The sequence below is a fragment of the Amycolatopsis sp. NBC_00438 genome (genome assembly GCF_036026695.1).
GTDB lineage: Bacteria > Actinomycetota > Actinomycetes > Mycobacteriales > Pseudonocardiaceae > Amycolatopsis.
Window position 1 is genome coordinate 9,804,741 of the sequence record NZ_CP107923.1, and the last position, 17,845, is coordinate 9,822,585.

General features: G+C 69.6%; 20 protein-coding genes. 18 read left to right on the plus strand and 2 right to left on the minus strand.

Annotated elements, in window-relative coordinates; genetic code table 11:
- Positions 1-45: 45 nt before the first annotated feature.
- The 14 genes from OG494_RS45270 (at position 46) to aroA (ending at position 12,750) form a co-directional block, all read left to right on the plus strand.
- Positions 46-696 carry an L-threonylcarbamoyladenylate synthase gene (locus tag OG494_RS45270; protein ID WP_326944141.1) on the plus strand — a complete coding sequence of 217 codons (651 nt, stop codon included), beginning with the start codon at positions 46-48 and terminating at the stop codon, positions 694-696.
- Positions 697-770: 74 nt separating this feature from the next.
- Positions 771-1,928, plus strand: coding sequence for a glycosyltransferase family 4 protein (locus tag OG494_RS45275; protein ID WP_328449523.1), 1,158 nt, complete (start codon positions 771-773; stop codon positions 1,926-1,928).
- 674 nt (positions 1,929-2,602) lie between these two features.
- On the plus strand, positions 2,603-3,052 hold the full coding sequence (locus tag OG494_RS45280) for a hypothetical protein (RefSeq protein WP_328449525.1): 450 nt from the start codon (positions 2,603-2,605) through the stop codon (positions 3,050-3,052).
- Positions 3,053-3,584: 532 nt separating this feature from the next.
- Entirely contained in the window at positions 3,585-4,370 is a 786-nt protein-coding gene (atpB, locus tag OG494_RS45285) for a F0F1 ATP synthase subunit A (protein ID WP_328449527.1), read from the plus strand.
- 58 nt (positions 4,371-4,428) lie between these two features.
- Positions 4,429-4,686: an ATP F0F1 synthase subunit C gene (locus OG494_RS45290; RefSeq protein ID WP_247057118.1), complete on the plus strand. Its 258-nt coding sequence runs from the start codon at positions 4,429-4,431 to the stop codon at positions 4,684-4,686.
- Between the two features lie 44 nt (positions 4,687-4,730).
- Complete coding sequence (locus OG494_RS45295) at positions 4,731-5,276, plus strand: F0F1 ATP synthase subunit B (protein WP_442874535.1); 546 nt, start codon at positions 4,731-4,733, stop codon at positions 5,274-5,276.
- 6 nt (positions 5,277-5,282) lie between these two features.
- Positions 5,283-6,107 carry a F0F1 ATP synthase subunit delta gene (locus OG494_RS45300; RefSeq protein ID WP_328449530.1) on the plus strand — a complete coding sequence of 275 codons (825 nt, stop codon included), beginning with the start codon at positions 5,283-5,285 and terminating at the stop codon, positions 6,105-6,107.
- Positions 6,108-6,164: 57 nt separating this feature from the next.
- On the plus strand, positions 6,165-7,805 hold the full coding sequence (atpA, locus tag OG494_RS45305; RefSeq protein ID WP_328449532.1) for a F0F1 ATP synthase subunit alpha: 1,641 nt from the start codon (positions 6,165-6,167) through the stop codon (positions 7,803-7,805).
- 11 nt (positions 7,806-7,816) lie between these two features.
- Positions 7,817-8,755, plus strand: coding sequence for a F0F1 ATP synthase subunit gamma (locus OG494_RS45310; RefSeq protein WP_328449534.1), 939 nt, complete (start codon positions 7,817-7,819; stop codon positions 8,753-8,755).
- The gene (gene atpD / locus OG494_RS45315) at positions 8,755-10,182 is read left to right on the plus strand and encodes a F0F1 ATP synthase subunit beta (protein WP_323322809.1); all 1,428 of its coding nucleotides are present in this window, start codon (positions 8,755-8,757) and stop codon (positions 10,180-10,182) included. Before OG494_RS45310 ends, atpD begins: the two co-directional genes overlap by 1 nt.
- A 114-nt stretch (positions 10,183-10,296) precedes the next feature.
- Positions 10,297-10,662 carry a F0F1 ATP synthase subunit epsilon gene (locus OG494_RS45320; protein WP_328449538.1) on the plus strand — a complete coding sequence of 122 codons (366 nt, stop codon included), beginning with the start codon at positions 10,297-10,299 and terminating at the stop codon, positions 10,660-10,662.
- Positions 10,663-10,687: 25 nt separating this feature from the next.
- Positions 10,688-11,122 (plus strand): DUF2550 domain-containing protein, encoded by a 435-nt coding sequence (locus OG494_RS45325; RefSeq protein ID WP_328449540.1) that lies wholly within the window; start codon positions 10,688-10,690, stop codon positions 11,120-11,122.
- Between the two features lie 58 nt (positions 11,123-11,180).
- Positions 11,181-11,501, plus strand: a complete 321-nt coding sequence (locus OG494_RS45330) for a putative quinol monooxygenase (RefSeq protein ID WP_328449542.1) — start codon at positions 11,181-11,183, stop codon at positions 11,499-11,501.
- A 10-nt stretch (positions 11,502-11,511) separates the two neighbouring features.
- Positions 11,512-12,750 carry a 3-phosphoshikimate 1-carboxyvinyltransferase gene (gene aroA / locus OG494_RS45335; RefSeq protein ID WP_328449544.1) on the plus strand — a complete coding sequence of 413 codons (1,239 nt, stop codon included), beginning with the start codon at positions 11,512-11,514 and terminating at the stop codon, positions 12,748-12,750.
- On the opposite strand, the gene OG494_RS45340 is transcribed toward aroA, so the two are convergent.
- Positions 12,747-13,322 (minus strand): cob(I)yrinic acid a,c-diamide adenosyltransferase, encoded by a 576-nt coding sequence (locus tag OG494_RS45340; RefSeq protein WP_328449546.1) that lies wholly within the window; start codon positions 13,320-13,322, stop codon positions 12,747-12,749. The two genes, aroA and OG494_RS45340, sit on opposite strands and share 4 nt — an antisense overlap.
- Positions 13,323-13,383: 61 nt before the next feature.
- On the opposite strand from OG494_RS45340, the gene murA reads away from it, so the two are divergent.
- The gene (gene murA, locus OG494_RS45345; RefSeq protein ID WP_328449548.1) at positions 13,384-14,658 is read left to right on the plus strand and encodes a UDP-N-acetylglucosamine 1-carboxyvinyltransferase; all 1,275 of its coding nucleotides are present in this window, start codon (positions 13,384-13,386) and stop codon (positions 14,656-14,658) included.
- A gap of 56 nt (positions 14,659-14,714) precedes the next feature.
- On the opposite strand, the gene OG494_RS45350 is transcribed toward murA, so the two are convergent.
- Positions 14,715-15,308, minus strand: a complete 594-nt coding sequence (locus tag OG494_RS45350) for a TetR/AcrR family transcriptional regulator (RefSeq protein WP_328449550.1) — start codon at positions 15,306-15,308, stop codon at positions 14,715-14,717.
- Between the two features lie 93 nt (positions 15,309-15,401).
- On the opposite strand from OG494_RS45350, the gene OG494_RS45355 reads away from it, so the two are divergent.
- The 3 genes from OG494_RS45355 to OG494_RS45365 are packed head-to-tail and all read left to right on the plus strand — an operon-like array spanning position 15,402 to position 17,837.
- Positions 15,402-15,839, plus strand: a complete 438-nt coding sequence (locus OG494_RS45355; RefSeq protein ID WP_328449552.1) for a nuclear transport factor 2 family protein — start codon at positions 15,402-15,404, stop codon at positions 15,837-15,839.
- Complete coding sequence (locus OG494_RS45360; RefSeq protein ID WP_328449554.1) at positions 15,832-16,650, plus strand: NmrA family NAD(P)-binding protein; 819 nt, start codon at positions 15,832-15,834, stop codon at positions 16,648-16,650. The genes OG494_RS45355 and OG494_RS45360 overlap by 8 nt, the downstream gene beginning before the upstream one ends.
- Positions 16,647-17,837, plus strand: a complete 1,191-nt coding sequence (locus OG494_RS45365) for an alpha/beta hydrolase family protein (RefSeq protein ID WP_328449556.1) — start codon at positions 16,647-16,649, stop codon at positions 17,835-17,837. Before OG494_RS45360 ends, OG494_RS45365 begins: the two co-directional genes overlap by 4 nt.
- Positions 17,838-17,845: the final 8 nt, after the last annotated feature.

A 17,845-nucleotide genomic window follows, 5' to 3' on the forward strand; every position in this document is an offset into this window, starting at 1 on the left:
CTGCCGCGGCGGGCCCCTCCGGCGCGCGGGGCTACCCTTGGCGCCATGAGCGTGGTCTACGACTGCAGCAAGCGGGACTCCCGGGCCGACGGGCTGGCCGCCGCGGCCGGCGCGGTCCGGTCGAGCCGGCTGGTCGTCCTGCCGACCGACACGGTCTACGGCATCGGCGCGGACGCGTTCGACGCGGGCGCCGTCCAGGCCCTGCTGCGCGCGAAGAACCGCGGCCCCGACATGCCGGTCGGCGTGCTCGTCGGCTCGTGGTCCACTGTGGACGGTCTGGTTCTCGGCGTGCCGCCGCAGGCCCGCGCGCTCATCGAAGCCTTCTGGCCCGGCGATCTGTCCATTGTGCTGCCCCACGCGCCGAGTCTGCAGTGGAACCTCGGCGACGCGCGCGGCACCGTGATGCTGCGGATGCCGCTGCACCCGGTGGCGCTGGAGCTGCTGCGCGACGTCGGCCCGATGGCCGTCTCGAGCGCGAACGTCTCCGGCCGGCCGCCGGCCAGCACCGCGCAGGACGCGCAGGAGCAGCTCGGCGACTCGGTCGCGGTGTACCTCGACGGCGGCTCCAGCGGCGAGGCCGTCGCGTCGAGCATCGTGGACCTCACCGGTACCGAACCGGTGGTGCTGCGCGAAGGCGCCGTGAGCAAGGACGCCATCGCGGAGGTGCTCGGTGTCCCCGCGGAATCGTTGGCGTGAAGCCGGATCAAGGCGTCGCGCGCGGCACGATAGCGTGTCGCGGGTGACCCCGACCCCGCGAGCGTGACGCACCCGTGCCGCCCACATCCGGTCTTCTCCCGATCCGGGAATACATCCTCGTCGCGCTGACCGCGACGGCCGTGACCTACCTGCTGACCGGCGTCGTGCGCCGGATCGCGATCCGCGTCGGCGCGATCGCGAACCCCCGCGCGCGCGACGTGCACGTCGCGCCGATCCCGCGCATGGGCGGGATCGGCATCTACCTCGGGGTCGCCGCGGCAATGGGCCTGGCCCACCAGCTGCCCGCGCTGTCGCACGGCTTCGACGCCTCGTTCGACTCGGTCGGCGTGCTGCTCGCCGCCGGCGTCATCTCGCTGATCGGCGCGCTCGACGACCGGTTCGAGCTCGACGCCTGGACGAAACTGGCCGGCCAGGTGATGTGCGCCGGGATCCTGGTCATCTTCGGCGTGCAGTGGGTGTCGTTCTGGGTGCCGTGGGGCGGCACCGGCGCGTCGTTCGGCTCGGTCCTGGTGCTCGACAAGAACCAGGGCGCGCTGCTCACCGTCGTGATGGTCGTCGTGATGGTCAACGCGATGAACTTCGTCGACGGCCTCGACGGCCTGGCCGGCGGCCTCGGCTTCATCGCGGCGGCGGCCACCTGCGCGTTTTCGCTGGGCCTGCTCGACAGCTCCGGCGGCGACGTCGGCACCTACCCGCCGGCGCTGATCGCGGCCACCCTCGCCGGCGCGTGTCTGGGGTTCCTGCCGTACAACTTCCAGCCCGCCAAGATATTCATGGGCGACTCGGGCTCGATGATGATCGGTCTGATGCTCGCGGGCGCGACGACGTCGGCGTCCGGGCGCGTGCCCTACCCGCAGTTCAGCGGCAAGGACGCGATCGCGCTGCTGTCCCCGCTGGTGGTCGTGGCGGCGGTGCTGTTCGTCCCGCTGCTGGACCTGATCATGGCGGTCGTCCGCCGCACCCGCCGCGGCGAAAGCCCGTTCGCGGCGGACAAGATGCACCTGCACCACCGCCTCCTGGAGATCGGCCACTCCCAGCGCCGGGCGGTGCTGCTCATCTACTTGTGGGCCGGCATCCTGGCGTTCGGCGCGGTTTCGGTGACCCTGTTCAACGACGCGGCGGCCCTCTGGATCATCGGCGTCGGCCTGGTGTTCGCGGTGGGGGTCTCGATCATCCCGCGGCTGCGCTCGCGCCACCAGCCAGGCGCTTAGCCCGCGGTGCCACGATCGGGTAATTGCCCATGATCGCCTTCTCTGGTTGCCGTTTTCCCGAGGGGTTGGGGCTGGGGAGTCCGCGAGCGAAAGGCTTCTCGCTGCGCCCTGCCTTGTCCGGTCGCTCCCTCTTTGTTCGTTGAATCGGGAGGGGAAACGAATGAGGATGCGCGAATCCGTCACCGGGCTGCTGGCCGTGGGGACGGCGTTCGCCCGCGTGGGACACGCCGGCGAGGCGGCCGGAGGGCTGGACGGAGTTGACGGCGGGACCGTGAACTGGACTTCGTCCGCTGGTCACCCCTGCGGTGCGAGTTCCGCGGACTGGAGCGACTACCACCACCACTGCACCGATGACGGCCGGTCGGGCAGGTGCTCGCCCGCTTCGTGCTGGTCGGGAACACGATCGCCTGCGTCGGCCGGGGCAGACGGTCACGGTCAGCGTCACGAGTGTCCACAGTCTGGATTGGAACGGCCTGACGTGCACCAATCCGGGGGCGACCTGGCCGGCCTGACCGGTCCGGAAACCAGTCCGCGAAAACGGACCTGATCCCGGTCGCTTCCGTTGCCGGCGCATTACGCGGAGCGGGAGCGGCCGGTTCGTCGCGCCGGGTGGCCGGGACCCCGTTTCACCAGGGCCTCTACACTCGGGTGTTGAACCGAGCAGGGAGCCAGTTGTGAGCGAGACCGAGACTTCGACCGAAGCGCAGGAGAACCCGCACGCCAAGGTGGTGCTGCAGGCGGCCCGCGCCATGACGAAGGCTTCGCTGCTGGTGACCCCGCCGGCGGTGCTCGTCTGCATCGTGCTCTTCAGCATCCTCAACGGCATGCCGGGTTTCTGGGGCTCGCTCGTCGGCGGGGCGCTGGCGATGCTGGCGTCGCTTTCGACGCTGGGCATGATGCGTTTCAGCGCCGGCCAGGACCCGATGTTCGTCATGGTGATCGCGCTCGGCGGGTACGTCGTCAAGGTCGTCCTGCTGTTCGGCGCGCTGACGCTGCTGAAGGGCGTCACGGCGCTGCACCCGATGTCGCTCGGCATCACCATGATCGTGGCCATCCTGCTGGCCGCCGCGGCCGAGTTCGCCGCCTTCCGCAAGACCAAGATCCCGACGATCATCCCCTCCTGAGCCCGGTCCGTTTTGCCGGGAAGTTCCGTTACCCACGGTGAACCGGCCTGCGGCCACCTGGGTGTGACCGGCGTCACGGGCGTGCGCTTTCGCGCGGCTCTCGAAACGGGTCCCGGACGGCTCGCCTGCGACGTTCCCGGGAGGGTCCCGGCCCCCGCCGGACCTGGGTCCCGGGTCGACCCGGGACCTAAGTCCTGGGCTGATCGGTGGGTATGGAGTACGCGTGTACGGCACTGATTGACCTGCTGGTATGGTCCGCGTCAAGGGTGGCGGCCTCGGCCGCGCGCTTCCTGAGACGAACCGCGATCAGCAGTGTGGCGACCGTGTAGTTCCGCCTTCCGCCGCTGGTCCGAAGTAGACCGCAGGGCAGTGTTCACGCGAGACAACCCCGTGTGCAGAACGTGAAGCCGTGTTCATCGCACAGTGGGGCAGCCGCCTCCGACGTCCCGATGCGTATCGGGTACGTTAAGTCCAGATCGTGACGATTCCCCCGGCGGAGTGAACGCCGGCCGGGAGAACCGGAAGGAGCCCAGTGGGCGCGCTGGTATTGGCCGAGGGTGCGGTGTTCGCACCGCCCGGTGCCGGAAGCTTCGAGTTGCCGCCGCTGTTCGGCGGGGTTACCAAGCCGATGGTGCTCGTCGTGCTCTCGGTGGTCATCATCGCGGCGTACTTCCTGCTGGCGACCCGCAAGCTGAAGGTCGTTCCGAGCAAAGGGCAGTTCGTCGCGGAGTCCATCTACGACTTCAGCCGCAACAACATCGCACGCGAGCAGATCGGCTCGAAAGACTTCAAGCCGTACGTGCCGCTCGTTTTCTCGTTGTTCACCTTCGTACTGGTGAACAACCTCTACGGGATCATCCCCGTCCTGCAGTTCCCGACCATGGCGCGCTTCGGTTTCCCCGTCGCGCTGGCGGTCCTCGTGGTCTACCCGGTCTACCACTACGCCGGCTTCAAGCGGCACGGTTTCGCCGGGTACTTCAAGAAGGAACTCGCACCGCCGGGCGTGCCCAAGGCGGTGCTGCCGCTCTTCTCGCTGATCGAGTTCGCGGAGAAGTTCTTCCTCAACCCGCTCACGCTCGCCATCCGTGTTTTCGCCGCCATGTTCGCCGGCCACCTCATCCTGGCCGTGTTCACTCTCGGCGGCACCTTCCTGCTGACCGAGACGTCGGGCTGGGCGCTGAAGCCGGTTTCGCTGGTGGCGTGGATCTTCGCCATCGGGATGACTTTCCTCGAGGCCTTCATCCAGGTGCTGCAGGCCTACATCTTCGCCCTGCTGTCGGCCGGGTACATCGGCGCCGCGCTGGCGTCGGAGCACTGAGAAACACACAAGCCCCCGATTCACGCGAGCGCGTGGACCGAAGTGAAGGGAAATGCACGTGAGCAACATCGTTCTGGCCCAGGCCGCCGAAGCCGCCGTCAACATCAACCCCGGCCTCGCCGCCATCGGTTACGGCCTCGGCGCGATCGGCCCGGGCATCGGTGTGGGTCTGATCTTCGCCGCCGTCATCAACGGCACCGCGCGTCAGCCGGAGGCCCAGGGCAAGCTGCAGGGCATCGGCTTCTCGACCTTCGTGCTGACCGAGGTTCTGGCCCTGATCGGCATCGTCATCTACTTCATCGCCTCCGCCGCCTGAGTCAGCAGCTCATCGCTTAAGGAGACGCCGTGCTGAAGAGTGCAATGCTCCTCGCCGCTGAAGGCGAGACGCACAACCCGATCATCCCCGACATCTCGGAGCTGATCCTCGGCATCGTCGCCTTCCTGATCCTGCTGTTCATCCTCAAGAAGTACGTCGTCCCTCGCTTCGAGGCCGCGTACGAAGAGCGTGCGCAGAAGATCGAGGGTGGCATCGAGAAGGCCGAAAAGGCCCAGGCCGAAGCCGAAGCCGCGCTGGCGCAGTACCAGGCGCAGCTGAAGGAAGCCCGGAGCGAGGCCGCGAAGATCCGTGACGACGCGCGGCTCGAAGCCGAGCAGATCAAGGCGGAACTGCGGGCCGACGCCGAGGCGGAGTCCCAGCGGATCGTCGCACAGGGCCAGGCTCAGCTGCAGGCCCAGAAGGCGCAGATCATCGCCGAGCTGCGGGCCGACATGGGCCGCAACGCCGTGGAGCTGGCCAGCCGCATCGTCGGCGAGTCGCTCGAAGACGAGGCGCGCCGTCGTGGCACCGTCGACCGGTTCCTCGCGGAGCTGGACACCGCCGGTGCCGCTGGTGGAGCGGGGAAGTAGACCGGAATGACGCTGCATGCTGCGAGCCGTGAAGCGCTCGGCCTCGCCGAGGAACGCCTCGGCGAGGTTCTGGCCGACGCGGGAGCCGACGCGGCCACGGTCGGCGACGAGCTGCTCTCGGTCGTCGACCTGCTGGACCGGGAGATCGGTCTGCGCCGGGCGGTGAGTGACGCCTCGGCGACGCCGGAGTCGCGCACCACGCTGGTGCGCCGGCTGTTCGACGGCAAGCTGTCCGAGCCGGCCCTGAAGGTGCTCGACGCCGTGGCGGGCAGCCGCTGGTCCAGCCCTCGTCAGCTGGTCGACGGGCTCGAGTCGCTCGGTCACTCCGCGCTGCTCACCGCCGCCGAGAAGACCGGCAACATCGACGCCGTCGAGACCCAGCTGTTCCAGGTCTCGCGCGTCGTGGCCAACCACCCGGAGCTCGAGACCGCCCTGGCGGACCTGGCCGGTCCCGCCGACGCCAAGCGGTCGCTGGTGCGCGGGCTGTTCGCCGACAAGGTGGACGTGGTCACCGAGACCCTCGTCGAGCAGGTCGTCCGCCGGGCCAAGGGCCGCGGTGTCGGCGCCGGGCTCGACGCGCTGGTCAAGCTGGCCGCGGAACGCCGTCAGCGCTCGGTCGCCTACGTGACCAGCGCGAGCCCCCTGACCGACGAGCAGACCGCCCAGCTGGGCGCGAAGCTCGACACCATCTACGGGCGGTCGATCGCGCTGCACGTCGAGGTCGATCCCAGTCTCGGCGGCGGGCTCGTCGTCCGCGTCGGCGACGAGATCATCGACGGGAGCGCGGCGGGTCAGCTCGCTGCCCTGCGCAGGCGGCTGGCCCGGGCCTAGTCCCCGGCCACACAAGACTTTGCATACTGGCAAGAACGAAGCGAGAGCGGGAAAGACATGGCCGAGCTGACGATCTCCTCGGATGAGATCCGTAGCGCGATCGAGAACTACGTCTCGAGTTACGCCCCGGACGTGAGCCGGGAAGAAGTTGGCGTCGTGATCGACGCGGGTGACGGTATCGCCCACGTCGAGGGCCTTCCCTCGGCCATGGCCAACGAGCTGCTCGAGTTCCCCGGCGGCGTCCTGGGCGTCGCACTGAACCTGGACGCGCGCTCCATCGGTGCCGCGATCCTCGGCGACTTCGAAAGCATCGAAGAGGGCCAGCAGGTCAAGCGCACCGGCCAGGTCCTGTCGGTGCCGGTCGGCGACGGCTACCTCGGCCGTGTCGTCAACCCGCTGGGCGCCCCGATCGACGGCCTCGGCGACATCGAGACCGTCGACCGCCGTCCGCTGGAGGTCAAGGCCGCGTCGGTGGTCGAGCGCCAGCCGGTGTCGGAGCCGCTGCAGACCGGCATCACCGCCATCGACGCGATGACCCCGATCGGGCGCGGCCAGCGCCAGCTGATCATCGGTGACCGCAAGACGGGCAAGACCGCCGTCGCCGTGGACACGATCATCAACCAGAAGTCCAACTGGGACACCGGCGACGAGAAGAAGCAGGTCCGCTGCATCTACGTCGCGATCGGCCAGAAGGGCTCCACGATCGCCGCGGTCAAGAAGTCCCTCGAGGACGCGGGCGCGATGGAGTACACCACCATCGTCGCCGCTCCGGCATCGGACTCCGCCGGCTTCAAGTGGATCGCCCCGTACACCGGCTCGGCCATCGGCCAGCACTGGATGTTCGAGGGCAAGCACGTCCTCATCGTGTTCGACGACCTGACCAAGCAGGCCGACGCGTACCGCGCGATCTCGCTGCTGCTGCGTCGCCCGCCGGGCCGCGAAGCCTTCCCCGGCGACGTCTTCTACTTGCACTCCCGTCTCCTCGAGCGGTGCGCGAAGCTCTCGGACGAGCTGGGCGCCGGCTCGCTGACCGGGCTGCCGATCATCGAGACGAAGGCCAACGACGTGTCGGCCTACATCCCGACGAACGTCATCTCGATCACCGACGGCCAGTGCTTCTTCCAGTCGGACCTGTTCAACGCCGGCCAGCGCCCGGCCATCGACGTGGGTATCTCGGTTTCCCGCGTGGGTGGTGCCGCGCAGGTCAAGGCGATGAAGTCGGTCTCCGGCTCGCTGCGCATCGACCTGTCCCAGTACCGCGAGCTGGAGGCGTTCGCCGCCTTCGCCTCGGACCTCGACGACGCCTCCAAGGCGCAGCTCGAGCGCGGTGCCCGGCTGTACGAGGTGCTCAAGCAGCCGCAGTACTCGCCGATCCCGGTCGAGGAGCAGGTCTGCACGGTGTGGCTGGGCACGAACGGCCACTACGACTCGGTCCCGACCGAGGACGTGCGCCGCTTCAACCACGAGTTCCTCGACTCGGCCCGCCGCAAGCACGACGACGTCCTGGGCGCGATCCGCGACTCCGGGAAGTTCGAGGACGCGACCGCCGACAAGCTGGTCGCCGCGGTGAACGAGTTCAAGAAGGAGTTCACCACCTCCGACGGCAACGCCTTGGTCGGGGCCGACGCCGACGCGATGGACGCCGACAAGGTCGGGCAGGAGACCGTCAAGGTCAACAAGCCCGCCCCGAAGAAGTGAGCTGATAGCTCATGGCCGCACAACTCCGGGAACTCCGGTCGCGCATCAAGGCGACCAAGTCGATCGGCAAGATCACCAAGGCGATGGAGCTCATCGCCACCGCGCGCATCACCAAGGCGCGGGCGAAGGTCGCCGCTTCCCGGCCGTACGCCGACGAGATCACCAAGGTGCTCTCGGCGCTGGCCGGTGCGGCGGCCAACCTCGACCACCCGCTGCTGGTCGAGCGCCCGAACCCGAAGCGGGCCGCTGTCCTGGTCGTGACCAGTGACAAGGGCCAGTGCGGTGGCTACAACTCCAACGTGCTGCGCGCGACCGAAGAGCTGCTTTCCCTGCTCCGCAAAGAGGGCAAGGAAGCTCAGGTCTACGTCACCGGCAACAAGGGCCTGAACTACTACCGGTTCCGCAACCGCGAGGTGGCGGACGGCTGGACGGGCTTCTCCGACCAGCCGAACTACGCCGCCGCGGTCGAGGCTGCGGAGACGCTGGTCGAGTCGTTCATGGCCGGCGTCGACGACGCGCAGGGCAACGCCGACGGCATCGAAGGTGTCGACGAGATCCACATCGTCTACACCGAGTTCGTGTCGATGCTGACGCAGCGGCCGATCGCCAAGCGCGTCGCGCCGCTCGAGGTCGAGTACTCCGAAGGGGAAGAGGAGACGCCCGCCGGGCTGCTCCCCAGCTACGAGTTCGAGCCGAGTGCCGACAAGCTGCTGGACTCGCTCCTGCCGAAGTACATCAACACGCGCATCTACTCGGCGCTGTTGGAGTCGGCGGCGTCCGAGCTGGCCGCGCGCCGGACGGCGATGAAGGCCGCTTCGGACAACGCGAACGACCTGGTCGGCAACCTGACGCGGGAGATGAACCAGGCCCGCCAGGCGCAGATCACCCAGGAGATCTCCGAAATCGTCGGTGGCGCGAACGCGCTCACCGCAGCAGGAAGTGATGATTGATGACCAGTACTGAAGCCCCGCGCGCCAAGGGGCGCATCGTGTCGGTGACCGGTCCGGTCGTCGACGTCGAGTTCCCGCGCGGTTCCGTGCCCGACCAGTTCAACGCGCTCAAGGTCGAGATCGAGTTCGAGCAGCTCCGCAAGACCGTGACGCTCGAGGTCGCCTCCCACCTGGGTGACAACCTCGTCCGCACCATTTCGCTGCAGCCGCAGGACGGTCTCGTCCGCGGTGCCGAGGTCACCGACACCGGCGGCCCGATCACCGTGCCGGTGGGCGACAAGGTCAAGGGCCACGTCTACAACGCGCTCGGCGAGTGCCTCGACGAGCCCGGCTACGGCGATGACCTCGAGCGCTGGGGCATCCACCGCAACCCGCCGTCCTTCGACCAGCTCGAAGGCAAGACGGAGATGCTGGAGACCGGCCTCAAGGTCGTCGACCTGCTCACCCCGTACGTCCAGGGTGGCAAGATCGGCCTGTTCGGCGGTGCCGGCGTCGGCAAGACGGTGCTCATCAAGGAGATGATCACCCGTGTCGCCCGGAACTTCGGTGGTACGTCGGTGTTCGCCGGGGTCGGCGAGCGCACCCGTGAGGGCAACGACCTCTTCCTGGAGATGAGCGAAGACGGCGTCATCAACGACACCGCCCTCGTGTTCGGCCAGATGGACGAGCCGCCGGGCACGCGCATGCGCGTCGCCCTGTCCGCGCTGACCATGGCGGAGTACTTCCGCGATGTGCAGAACCAGGACGTGCTGCTGTTCATCGACAACATCTTCCGGTTCACCCAGGCCGGTTCCGAGGTGTCGACCCTGCTGGGCCGGATGCCGTCGGCCGTGGGTTACCAGCCGACGCTGGCCGACGAGATGGGCCAGCTGCAGGAGCGGATCACCTCGACCCGAGGCCGGTCGATCACCTCGATGCAGGCGATCTACGTCCCCGCGGACGACTACACCGACCCGGCCCCGGCCGCGACGTTCGCCCACCTGGACGCCACCACCGAGCTGTCGCGTGGTGTCTTCCAGAAGGGCATCTTCCCGGCGGTGGACCCGCTGGCGTCGACGTCGACGATCCTCGACCCGGCCATCGTCGGTGAGGACCACTACCGCGTGGCCTCCGAGGTCATCCGGATCCTGCAGAAGTACAAGGAACTGCAGGACATCATCGCGATCCTCGGTATGGACGAGCTCTCGGAAGAGGACAAGCTCACCGTCCAGCGTGCCCGCCGGATCGAGCGCTTCCTCTCGCAGAACATGCTGGTCGCGGAGGCGTTCACGCAGATCCCGGGCTCGACGGTGCCGCTGTCGGAGACCATCGAGTCGTTCGACCGCATCGCCAAGGGTGACTTCGACCACTACCCGGAGCAGGCGTTCCTGGGTATCGGTGGCCTCGAAGACCTCGAGAAGAAGTACAAGGAAATCACCAAGAAGTGATCTCCTGACGACGGCGGGGGCAGTGTCCATTGTGGACTCGGGCCCCCGCCGTTCTCATACCGGGATACAGACCTATTACACTCGGTGGCAACACCCCGAGCGAAGGAGTGCTACGTGGCTGAGATGTCCGTGGAGCTGGTGGCCGTGGAGCGCCGTCTCTGGTCGGGTACCGCCACTTTCGTGGTGGCCCAGACCACCGAGGGCGAGATCGGCATCATGGCCGGTCACGAGCCCGTGCTCGGGCAGCTCGTCGAGGGTGGCGTGGTCAAGGTGACGACCACCGACGGCGAGACGGTGTGTGCGGCCGTGCACGGCGGTTTCCTGTCGGTCACCGGCACCGGGGTGAGCATCCTCGCCGAAAGCGCCGAGCTTTCCGACGAAATCGACGTCGACGCGGCCAAGGCGGCCCTGACCGCCGACGACGAGACCGAGCGGACCAGGGCTACGGCCCAGCTCCGCGCCGCAGGTCAGTCGGTCTGAGCGAGCGACGGGCAGGAGCCGGGCCGTGCAGATCACCGTGGTGGTACTCGGGCTCCTGATCGTGCTCGCCGTGCTGGTCGGCTGGTATGGCCAGCGGTGGATCCGGATGCGCCGCGGCGGGGGCGTGAGCGTCGCGCTGCGGTGGCGTCCGGACAACGCGCGGGCCAGCTGGCACCTGGGGCTCGGCCGCTACGAGGGTGACGAGTTCGTCTGGTACCGGGTGTGGAGCCTGCGCTCCGGCCCGGACCGCGTCTTCCAGCGCGCGAGCATGCAGATCGCCGACCGCCGTGACCCGTCCGGCACCGAGGCCTACGCCGTTCCCGAAGGCGCCATCGTGCTGCGCTGCGAGTCCGAGACGCAGGAGGCGATCGAGATCGCCATGGGACCGGGCGCGCTCACCGGCTTCCTCTCCTGGCTCGAATCCGCCCCGCCCGGGCGCCGTCTCCCGCGCGCCTCTTGACCCCGGTTGTCTCAAACCGAGACAGCCGGCCCGGCCGTTTTGGCCTACGGTTGAACGCATGATCTTCATCGTGGTCAAGTTCCCGGTCAAACCGGAGCACGCGGAAGCCTGGCCGGACATCGTGGCGGACTACACCGAGAACACTCGCGCCGAAGCGGGCAACCGGTTCTTCGAGTGGTCCCGCAGCCTCGAGGACACGAACACGTACGTGCTGGTCGAGGGCTTCGAAGGCCAGGACGCCGCCGTCGCGCACGTCGGCTCCGACCACTTCAAGTGGGCGGTCGCGAACCTGGGTGCCTACATCTCGGACAACCCGCGGATCATCAACGTCCAGGACGCCTCCGACTGGGGCCCGATGGCGGAGATCGCGCCCCACTAAACTGGGGTTCGTGACCCTCGTCGACATCCCCGGCTCCAAGTCCGTCACCGCCCGAGGCCTGTTCCTGGCCGCCGCCGCGCGCGGCACCACCGTGCTCGGCCGTCCGCTGCATTCGGACGACACCGAGGGCTTCGCCGAGGGGCTCGTGAAGCTCGGCTACCAGGTCGACCGGCAGCCGGACGCCTGGACGATCGAGGGCCGGCCGCCGGGGCCGGGTGTGGCGTCCGCCGACGTCTTCTGCCGCGACGGCGCCACCACGGCCCGCTTCCTGCCCGCGCTCGCCGCAGCCGGCACCGGCACGTTCCACTTCGACGCCTCCGACCAGATGCGCCGCCGTCCGCTGGGGCCGCTCACCGACGCGCTGCAGGAGCTGGGCGTCGACCTGACCTTCGAGGGCGAGCCGGGCCACCACCCGCTGACCGTCCGCGCGAACGGCGTCAAGGGCGGCGACCTGACCCTGGACGCGGGGCTCTCGTCGCAGTTCCTGACCGCGTTGCTGCTGCTCGGGCCGCTGACCGCGGAGGGGCTGCGGATCACCGTGACCGACCTCGTGTCGGTGCCGTACGTCGAGATCACGCTGGAGATGATGCGGCGCTTCGGCGTCGACGTCCGCCGTGAGGGCCAGACGTTCGTCGTCCCGCCGCAGCCGTACCAGGCGTGCGACTACCCGGTGGAGCCCGACGCGTCGACGGCCAGCTACTTCCTGGCCGCGGCGGCGGTCACCGGCCGCACGGTGACCATCCCCGGCCTGGGAACGACGGCCCTGCAGGGCGACGTCCGGTTCGTGGACGTCCTCGAGCGGATGGGCGCCCACGTGCAGCTGGAAGAGGACTCGGTGACGGTCGCGGGCCCGTCGGAGGGCCTGCGCGGCGTCACGGTGAACATGCGCGACATCTCCGACACGGTCCCGACGCTGGCCGCGATCGCGCCGTTCGCGGCCGGGCCGGTGCGCATCGAGGACGTCTACAACACGCGGATCAAGGAGTGCGACCGCCTGGACGCGTGCGAGGAGAACCTGCGCGCGCTCGGGGTGGGCGTCGAGACCGGCCGCGACTGGATCGAGATCCAGCCGGGCGTGCCCACCGGCGCGCTGATCAAGTGCCGCCGCGACCACCGGATCGCGATGGCGTTCAGCATCACGGGCCTGCTGGCCGACGGCATCACGCTGGACGACCCGGAGTGCGTGAAGAAGACGTTCCCCGGCTTCCACCAGGCCCTGCGGTCTCTGCGGGAGAGCTGGGGGATCTAGGAGGGCTGCCCGCCCGGCTGCCACAGCACGTCACCCTCGGGGTTGGCCAGCCGGGCGAGGATGAACAGCAGGTCCGAGAGCCGGTTCAGGTACTTGAGCGCGATCGGGTTCGTCGTCGCCGGCTCGGCCTCGTAGAGCTCCCACGCCGACCGCTCGGCCCGCCGCGACACCGTGCGCGCCTGGTGCAGGAACGCCGCGCCCGGAGTGCCGCCCGGCAGGATGAACGACGTCAGCTTCGGCAGGCGGTCGTTGAAGTCGTCGCACCAGCCTTCGAGTCGCTCCAGGTACTTCTCGGTGATGCGCAGGGGCGGGTACGGCGGGTCGTCCTGGATCGGCAGGCAGAGGTCGGCGCCGACGTCGAAGAGGTCGTTCTGCAGCATGCGCAGGACGTCCGTGATCTCGGCCGGCAGCGCGCCCAGCGCGACGGCCAGCCCGATGACCGAGTTGGCCTCGTCGGTGTCGGCGTAGGCGCCCAGGCGCGGGGACGTCTTGGGCACGCGCGACCCGTCACCGAGCGCCGTCGTGCCGTTGTCGCCGACCTTGGTGTACACGCGGTTGATGCGAACGACCATGAAGCCACCATAGCGGCCCCCGCCCGGGTCGAATCCGGGCGAGAGGGCATGATTGGCGGCCATGAGCGAGCACTTCGACGTGCATGGCGGAGCCCGGCTGGTCGGCGAGGTCGACGTGGTCGGGGCCAAGAACAGCGTGCTGAAACTGATGGCCGCCGCCCTCCTCGCGGAGGGCACCACGACCATCACGAACTGCCCGCAGATCCTCGACGTCCCGCTGATGGGCGACGTGCTGCGGAGCGTCGGCTGCGAGGTCGTCATCGAGGGCGACACGGCCACCATCACCACGCCGGCCGAGCTGTCCTACCGCGCCGACTCGGCGGCGATGGGCAAGCTGCGCGCGTCCGTCTGCGTGCTGGGACCGCTGGTCGGCCGGCTGAAGCAGGCCGTCGTGGCGCTGCCGGGCGGTGACGCGATCGGCTCGCGGCCGCTGGACATGCACCAGAACGGCCTGCGCAAGCTGGGCGCGACGAGCACCATCGAGCACGGCTGCGTCGTCGCGAAGGCCGAGACGCTGGTCGGCGCGCAGATCTGGCTGGACTTCCCGAGCGTCGGCGCGACCGAGAACATCCTGATGGCCGCCGTGCTGGCCGAGGGCACCACGGTGATCGACAACTGCGCGCGCGAGCCCGAGATCGTCGACATCTGCACGATGCTCGTGGAGATGGGCGCGAAGGTCGAGGGCGCCGGGACGTCGACGCTGACCGTGCACGGCGTGGAGCAGCTGCACCCGACCCAGCACAGTGTGATCGGCGACCGGATCGTGGGCGCGACCTGGGCGTTCGCGGCGTCGATGACCCGCGGCGACCTGACCGTGCGCGGCGTCAACCCGCACCACCTCGACCTGGTGCTCGACAAGCTCCAGCTGGCCGGCGCCGAAGTCACCACCTTCGGGGACAAGGGTTTCCGCATCGTGCAGGCCGAACGGCCGCAGGCGGTCGACTGGGTCACGCTGCCCTACCCCGGTTTCGCGACCGACCTGCAGCCGTTCGCGGTCGCGCTGTCGGCGGTGTCCGAGGGCACCTCGATGATCACCGAGAACGTCTACGAGGCGCGGTTCCGGTTCATCGAGGAGATGATCCGGCTTTCGGGCGACACCCGCACGGACGGCCACCACGCGGTGGTCCGCGGCGTCGAACGGCTCTCCAGCGCGCCGGTCTGGGCGTCGGACATCCGCGCGGGCGCCGGGCTGGTGCTGGCCGGGCTGTGCGCGGACGGCGTCACCGAGGTCTGGGACGTCTTCCACATCGACCGCGGCTACCCGCACTTCGTTGAGAACCTGAACCGCCTGGGCGCGCGCATCGAGCGCGTCAGCGGGGAGCCGGCCCGCACGTAGTCCGTGAATGGCACATCGAGGGACTCAGAGTCCCTCGATGTGCCATTCACGGCTTTTCAGACCTCGCGGGCGCCCAGCGCGCGCAGGACGTACTCCACCAGCCGGTCCAGGTAGTCCGGCTCCACCGGGGCCCGGCGGACCACCATGCGCCAGTAGATCGGCGCGCCCAGGACGTCCATCGCCATCTCGACGTCGAGGTCCGCCGGCAGCTCGCCGCGGTCCATCGCGCGGCGCAGCATCACCTCCGCGCGGTCGCGCCGCGGGCCGCCGATGCTCGTGCGCGCGCTTTCGGCCATCTCCGGGTTCCGCGCGCCCTCGGCGACGAGGTCCGGCAGGATCCGCGAGAACACCGGGTGCGTCAGCCAGTCGATCATCGCCCGCAGTGTCACCCGCAGGTCGCCGCGCAGTGAGCCGGTGTCTTCGAGCACCGCGCGCGACACGCTGAATTCCGCGACCACCGCGGTGATCATCTCGTGCTTCGACGTCCACCGCCGGTACAGGGCGCTCTTGCCGACGCCGGCGCGCTTGGCCACCGCTTCCATCGACAGCCGCCCGTAGCCCTGCTCGGCGAGCTCGTGCAGCACCGCGTCCGTGATGGCCTGGGTGACTTCGGGCTGGAGGACCGCGGCGCCGGTCGGAGTGCGTGCCATGGGGCGCAGTGTAGCGGGTGGACGGAACGGTACCGTCCCGTCTATATTGACGTCGGGACGGTACCGTCTCGTCCAAACGTTGAAGGAGTTCTCGTGCAGCCACGCGATCTTGTCGAGCACGCACTCGACCTGCTGCTGAAGCACGACATGGCCGGGTTCGCCGGGCTCTGGGCCGAGGACGGCGTCCTCGAGTTCCCGTTCGCCGCGCCGGGCTACCCGGCTCGTGTCGAGGGCCGCGAGGCCATCGCCGACTACCTGCGCGGCTACCCGGACCTCCTGGATGTCCGGGCGATCGCGGCGAAGACCGTCCACGAGACCGCCGACCCGGCCGTGGTGGTCGTGGAAATGACCGTCGCGGGAGTCGTCGTCGCGACGCGGAAGCCGTACGAGCTGTCCTACATCGCCGTGCTGACCGTGGCGGACGGCGAAATCCGGCACTACCGCGACTACTGGAGCCCGCTGGCCGCGGCCGAGCTGATGGGCGGCGTCGACGAGCTGACGGCGGCGTTCGCCGGGAGTGACCGTGGCTGACGTCCTGGTCCTCGGCGGCACCGGCACGACCGGCGGCCGGGTGGTCGCGGGCCTGCGGGAAATCGGCGTCACCGCCAGGGCGGCCACCCGCAAGGCGAGCGAACCCGGCCAGGTCCGGTTCGACTGGACCGACCGCGGCACGCACACCGAGGCGCTCCGCGACGTCGATGCCGTGTACCTGCTCGCCCCGATCGGCGAGGCCGAGCCCGCGCGGCTGGTCGAACCGTTCCTGGCGGACGCGCTCGACGCCGGCGTCCGCCGGGTGGTGCTGCTCAGCTCGTCCGCCGTCACCGAGGACTCGCCCGGGCTCGGCGAACTGCAGCGCCTGGTACGCGCGGTGCCGGAGTGGACCGTGCTGAAGCCGTCGTGGTTCATGCAGAACTTCACCGGCGAGCACCTGGTCGCCCAGGGCGTGCGGGACGGCGAGATCGTCACCGCGACCGGCGACGCCCGGGTCGCGTTCGTCGACGCCGGCGACATCGCGGCGGTCGCCGTCCGCGCGCTGACCGACGCCGAACCGCACAACACCGAACACGTGCTCACCGGCCCTTCGGCGGTGAGCTACGCCGAGGCCGCCGAGATCGTCGCCGCGCACACCGGACGTCCGGTGCGGCACCGCGCGGTGAGCACCGCGGAGTTCGCCGCGCGGCTGACGGCGTACGGCATTCCCGAAGCCTTCGCCGCCATTCTCGCCGCGCTCGACGAGGACGTCCGCCGCGGCACCGAAGACCGTGTCACCCCGGCCGTCGAGCAGGTCACCGGCCGGCCCGCCCGCTCGTTCCGCACCTTTGTGATGGAGGAAATCCGATGAAGCAGCTCATGTTCACCGAGGACCCGCAGTTCTGGTTCGAAACCCTGCGCCTGTTCGGCCACGCGGCCTACGGCGGCTCGGACTTCGGCGAGGTGCTCGCGGCCGCGTCGAAGGTGACGCCGGGGGACTACGACAGCTGGCACGACGCCTACCGCGGCCTGGCCGACCGGCTGTACGCCGAGGCGGCCGACGCGAGCCCGGTGACCGCGCGGGATCTGCTGCTGCGCGCGTCGACCTACTACTTCTCGGCGGACTTCTTCCTGCACGGCGACCCGGCGGACCCGCGGATCGCGGCGGCCTACGACCGCAGCGTCGAATGCTTCCGGCGTGCGGCCGTCGCCGAGCCGGTCGAAATCCCGTACGAGGGAACCACCCTGCAGGGCTACTTCTACCGCGCTCCCGGCGCGAGCCCGAAGCCGGTTGTCCTGATGCACAGCGGTTTCGACGGCAGCGCCGAGGAACTCCACTTCTTCGGCGCGGCGTCCGGCGCCGAGCGCGGCTACCACGTGCTGACCTTCGACGGCCCCGGCCAGCCGAGCGCGATGCACCGCGACAAGCTCGTGTTCCGGCCGGACTGGGAGCACGTCGTGACGCCGGTGGTGGACTTCGTGCTGGGCCTCGACGGCGTCGACCCGGAGCGGATCGCGCTCCTGGGCGTCAGCCTGGGCGGTGTGCTCGCCCCGCGCGCCGCGGCGTTCGAACCACGCCTGGCGGCGGTGATCGCGGTCGACGGCGTCTACGACGCGGGCTCCGCGGTGACGTCGATGCTGCCGTGGGACCGCGAGGAGATCGTCCGCCGCGCGAACGCCGAGCACGACGAGGAGTTCGACGCGTTCCTCGCCGCCGGCCGGCAGGCCAGCTCGACCCTGCGCTGGGCGTGCGACCACGGCCGCTACGTCCTGGGCGCGGCGACCGACCGCGAGTTCGTCGCGAAGTACCTCGAGTACACCCTCGAAGGCGGCTTCGCGGAGAAGATCGCGTGCCCGACGCTGATCTGCGAAGCGGCGGACGACCTGTTCTTCGGCGGTGAGACGGAAACCGAGCCGCGCCGGCTGTACTCGCACGTGACCGCGCCGAAGACGTTGCTGACGTTCACGGCGGAGGAAGGCGCGGACGCCCACTGCCACGTCGGCGCCCAGCGCCTCGCGGTCGGCCGGATCTACGACTGGCTGGAGCGCACGCTCTGACTTCCGAC

Excerpts from the sequence above, each read along its gene's own strand:
- OG494_RS45270 (WP_326944141.1), top strand. The coding sequence starts at position 46 with ATGAGCGTGGTCTACGACTGCAGCAAGCGGGACTCCCGGGCCGACGGG.
- OG494_RS45295 (WP_442874535.1), top strand. The coding sequence starts at position 4,731 with ATGCTCCTCGCCGCTGAAGGCGAGACGCACAACCCGATCATCCCCGAC.
- OG494_RS45300 (WP_328449530.1), top strand. The coding sequence starts at position 5,283 with ATGACGCTGCATGCTGCGAGCCGTGAAGCGCTCGGCCTCGCCGAGGAA.
- atpA (WP_328449532.1), top strand. The coding sequence starts at position 6,165 with ATGGCCGAGCTGACGATCTCCTCGGATGAGATCCGTAGCGCGATCGAG.
- OG494_RS45310 (WP_328449534.1), top strand. The coding sequence starts at position 7,817 with ATGGCCGCACAACTCCGGGAACTCCGGTCGCGCATCAAGGCGACCAAG.
- atpD (WP_323322809.1), top strand. The coding sequence starts at position 8,755 with ATGACCAGTACTGAAGCCCCGCGCGCCAAGGGGCGCATCGTGTCGGTG.
- OG494_RS45330 (WP_328449542.1), top strand. The coding sequence starts at position 11,181 with ATGATCTTCATCGTGGTCAAGTTCCCGGTCAAACCGGAGCACGCGGAA.
- OG494_RS45340 (WP_328449546.1), bottom strand. The coding sequence starts at position 13,322 with ATGGTCGTTCGCATCAACCGCGTGTACACCAAGGTCGGCGACAACGGC.
- murA (WP_328449548.1), top strand. The coding sequence starts at position 13,384 with ATGAGCGAGCACTTCGACGTGCATGGCGGAGCCCGGCTGGTCGGCGAG.
- OG494_RS45350 (WP_328449550.1), bottom strand. The coding sequence starts at position 15,308 with ATGGCACGCACTCCGACCGGCGCCGCGGTCCTCCAGCCCGAAGTCACC.
- OG494_RS45365 (WP_328449556.1), top strand. The coding sequence starts at position 16,647 with ATGAAGCAGCTCATGTTCACCGAGGACCCGCAGTTCTGGTTCGAAACC.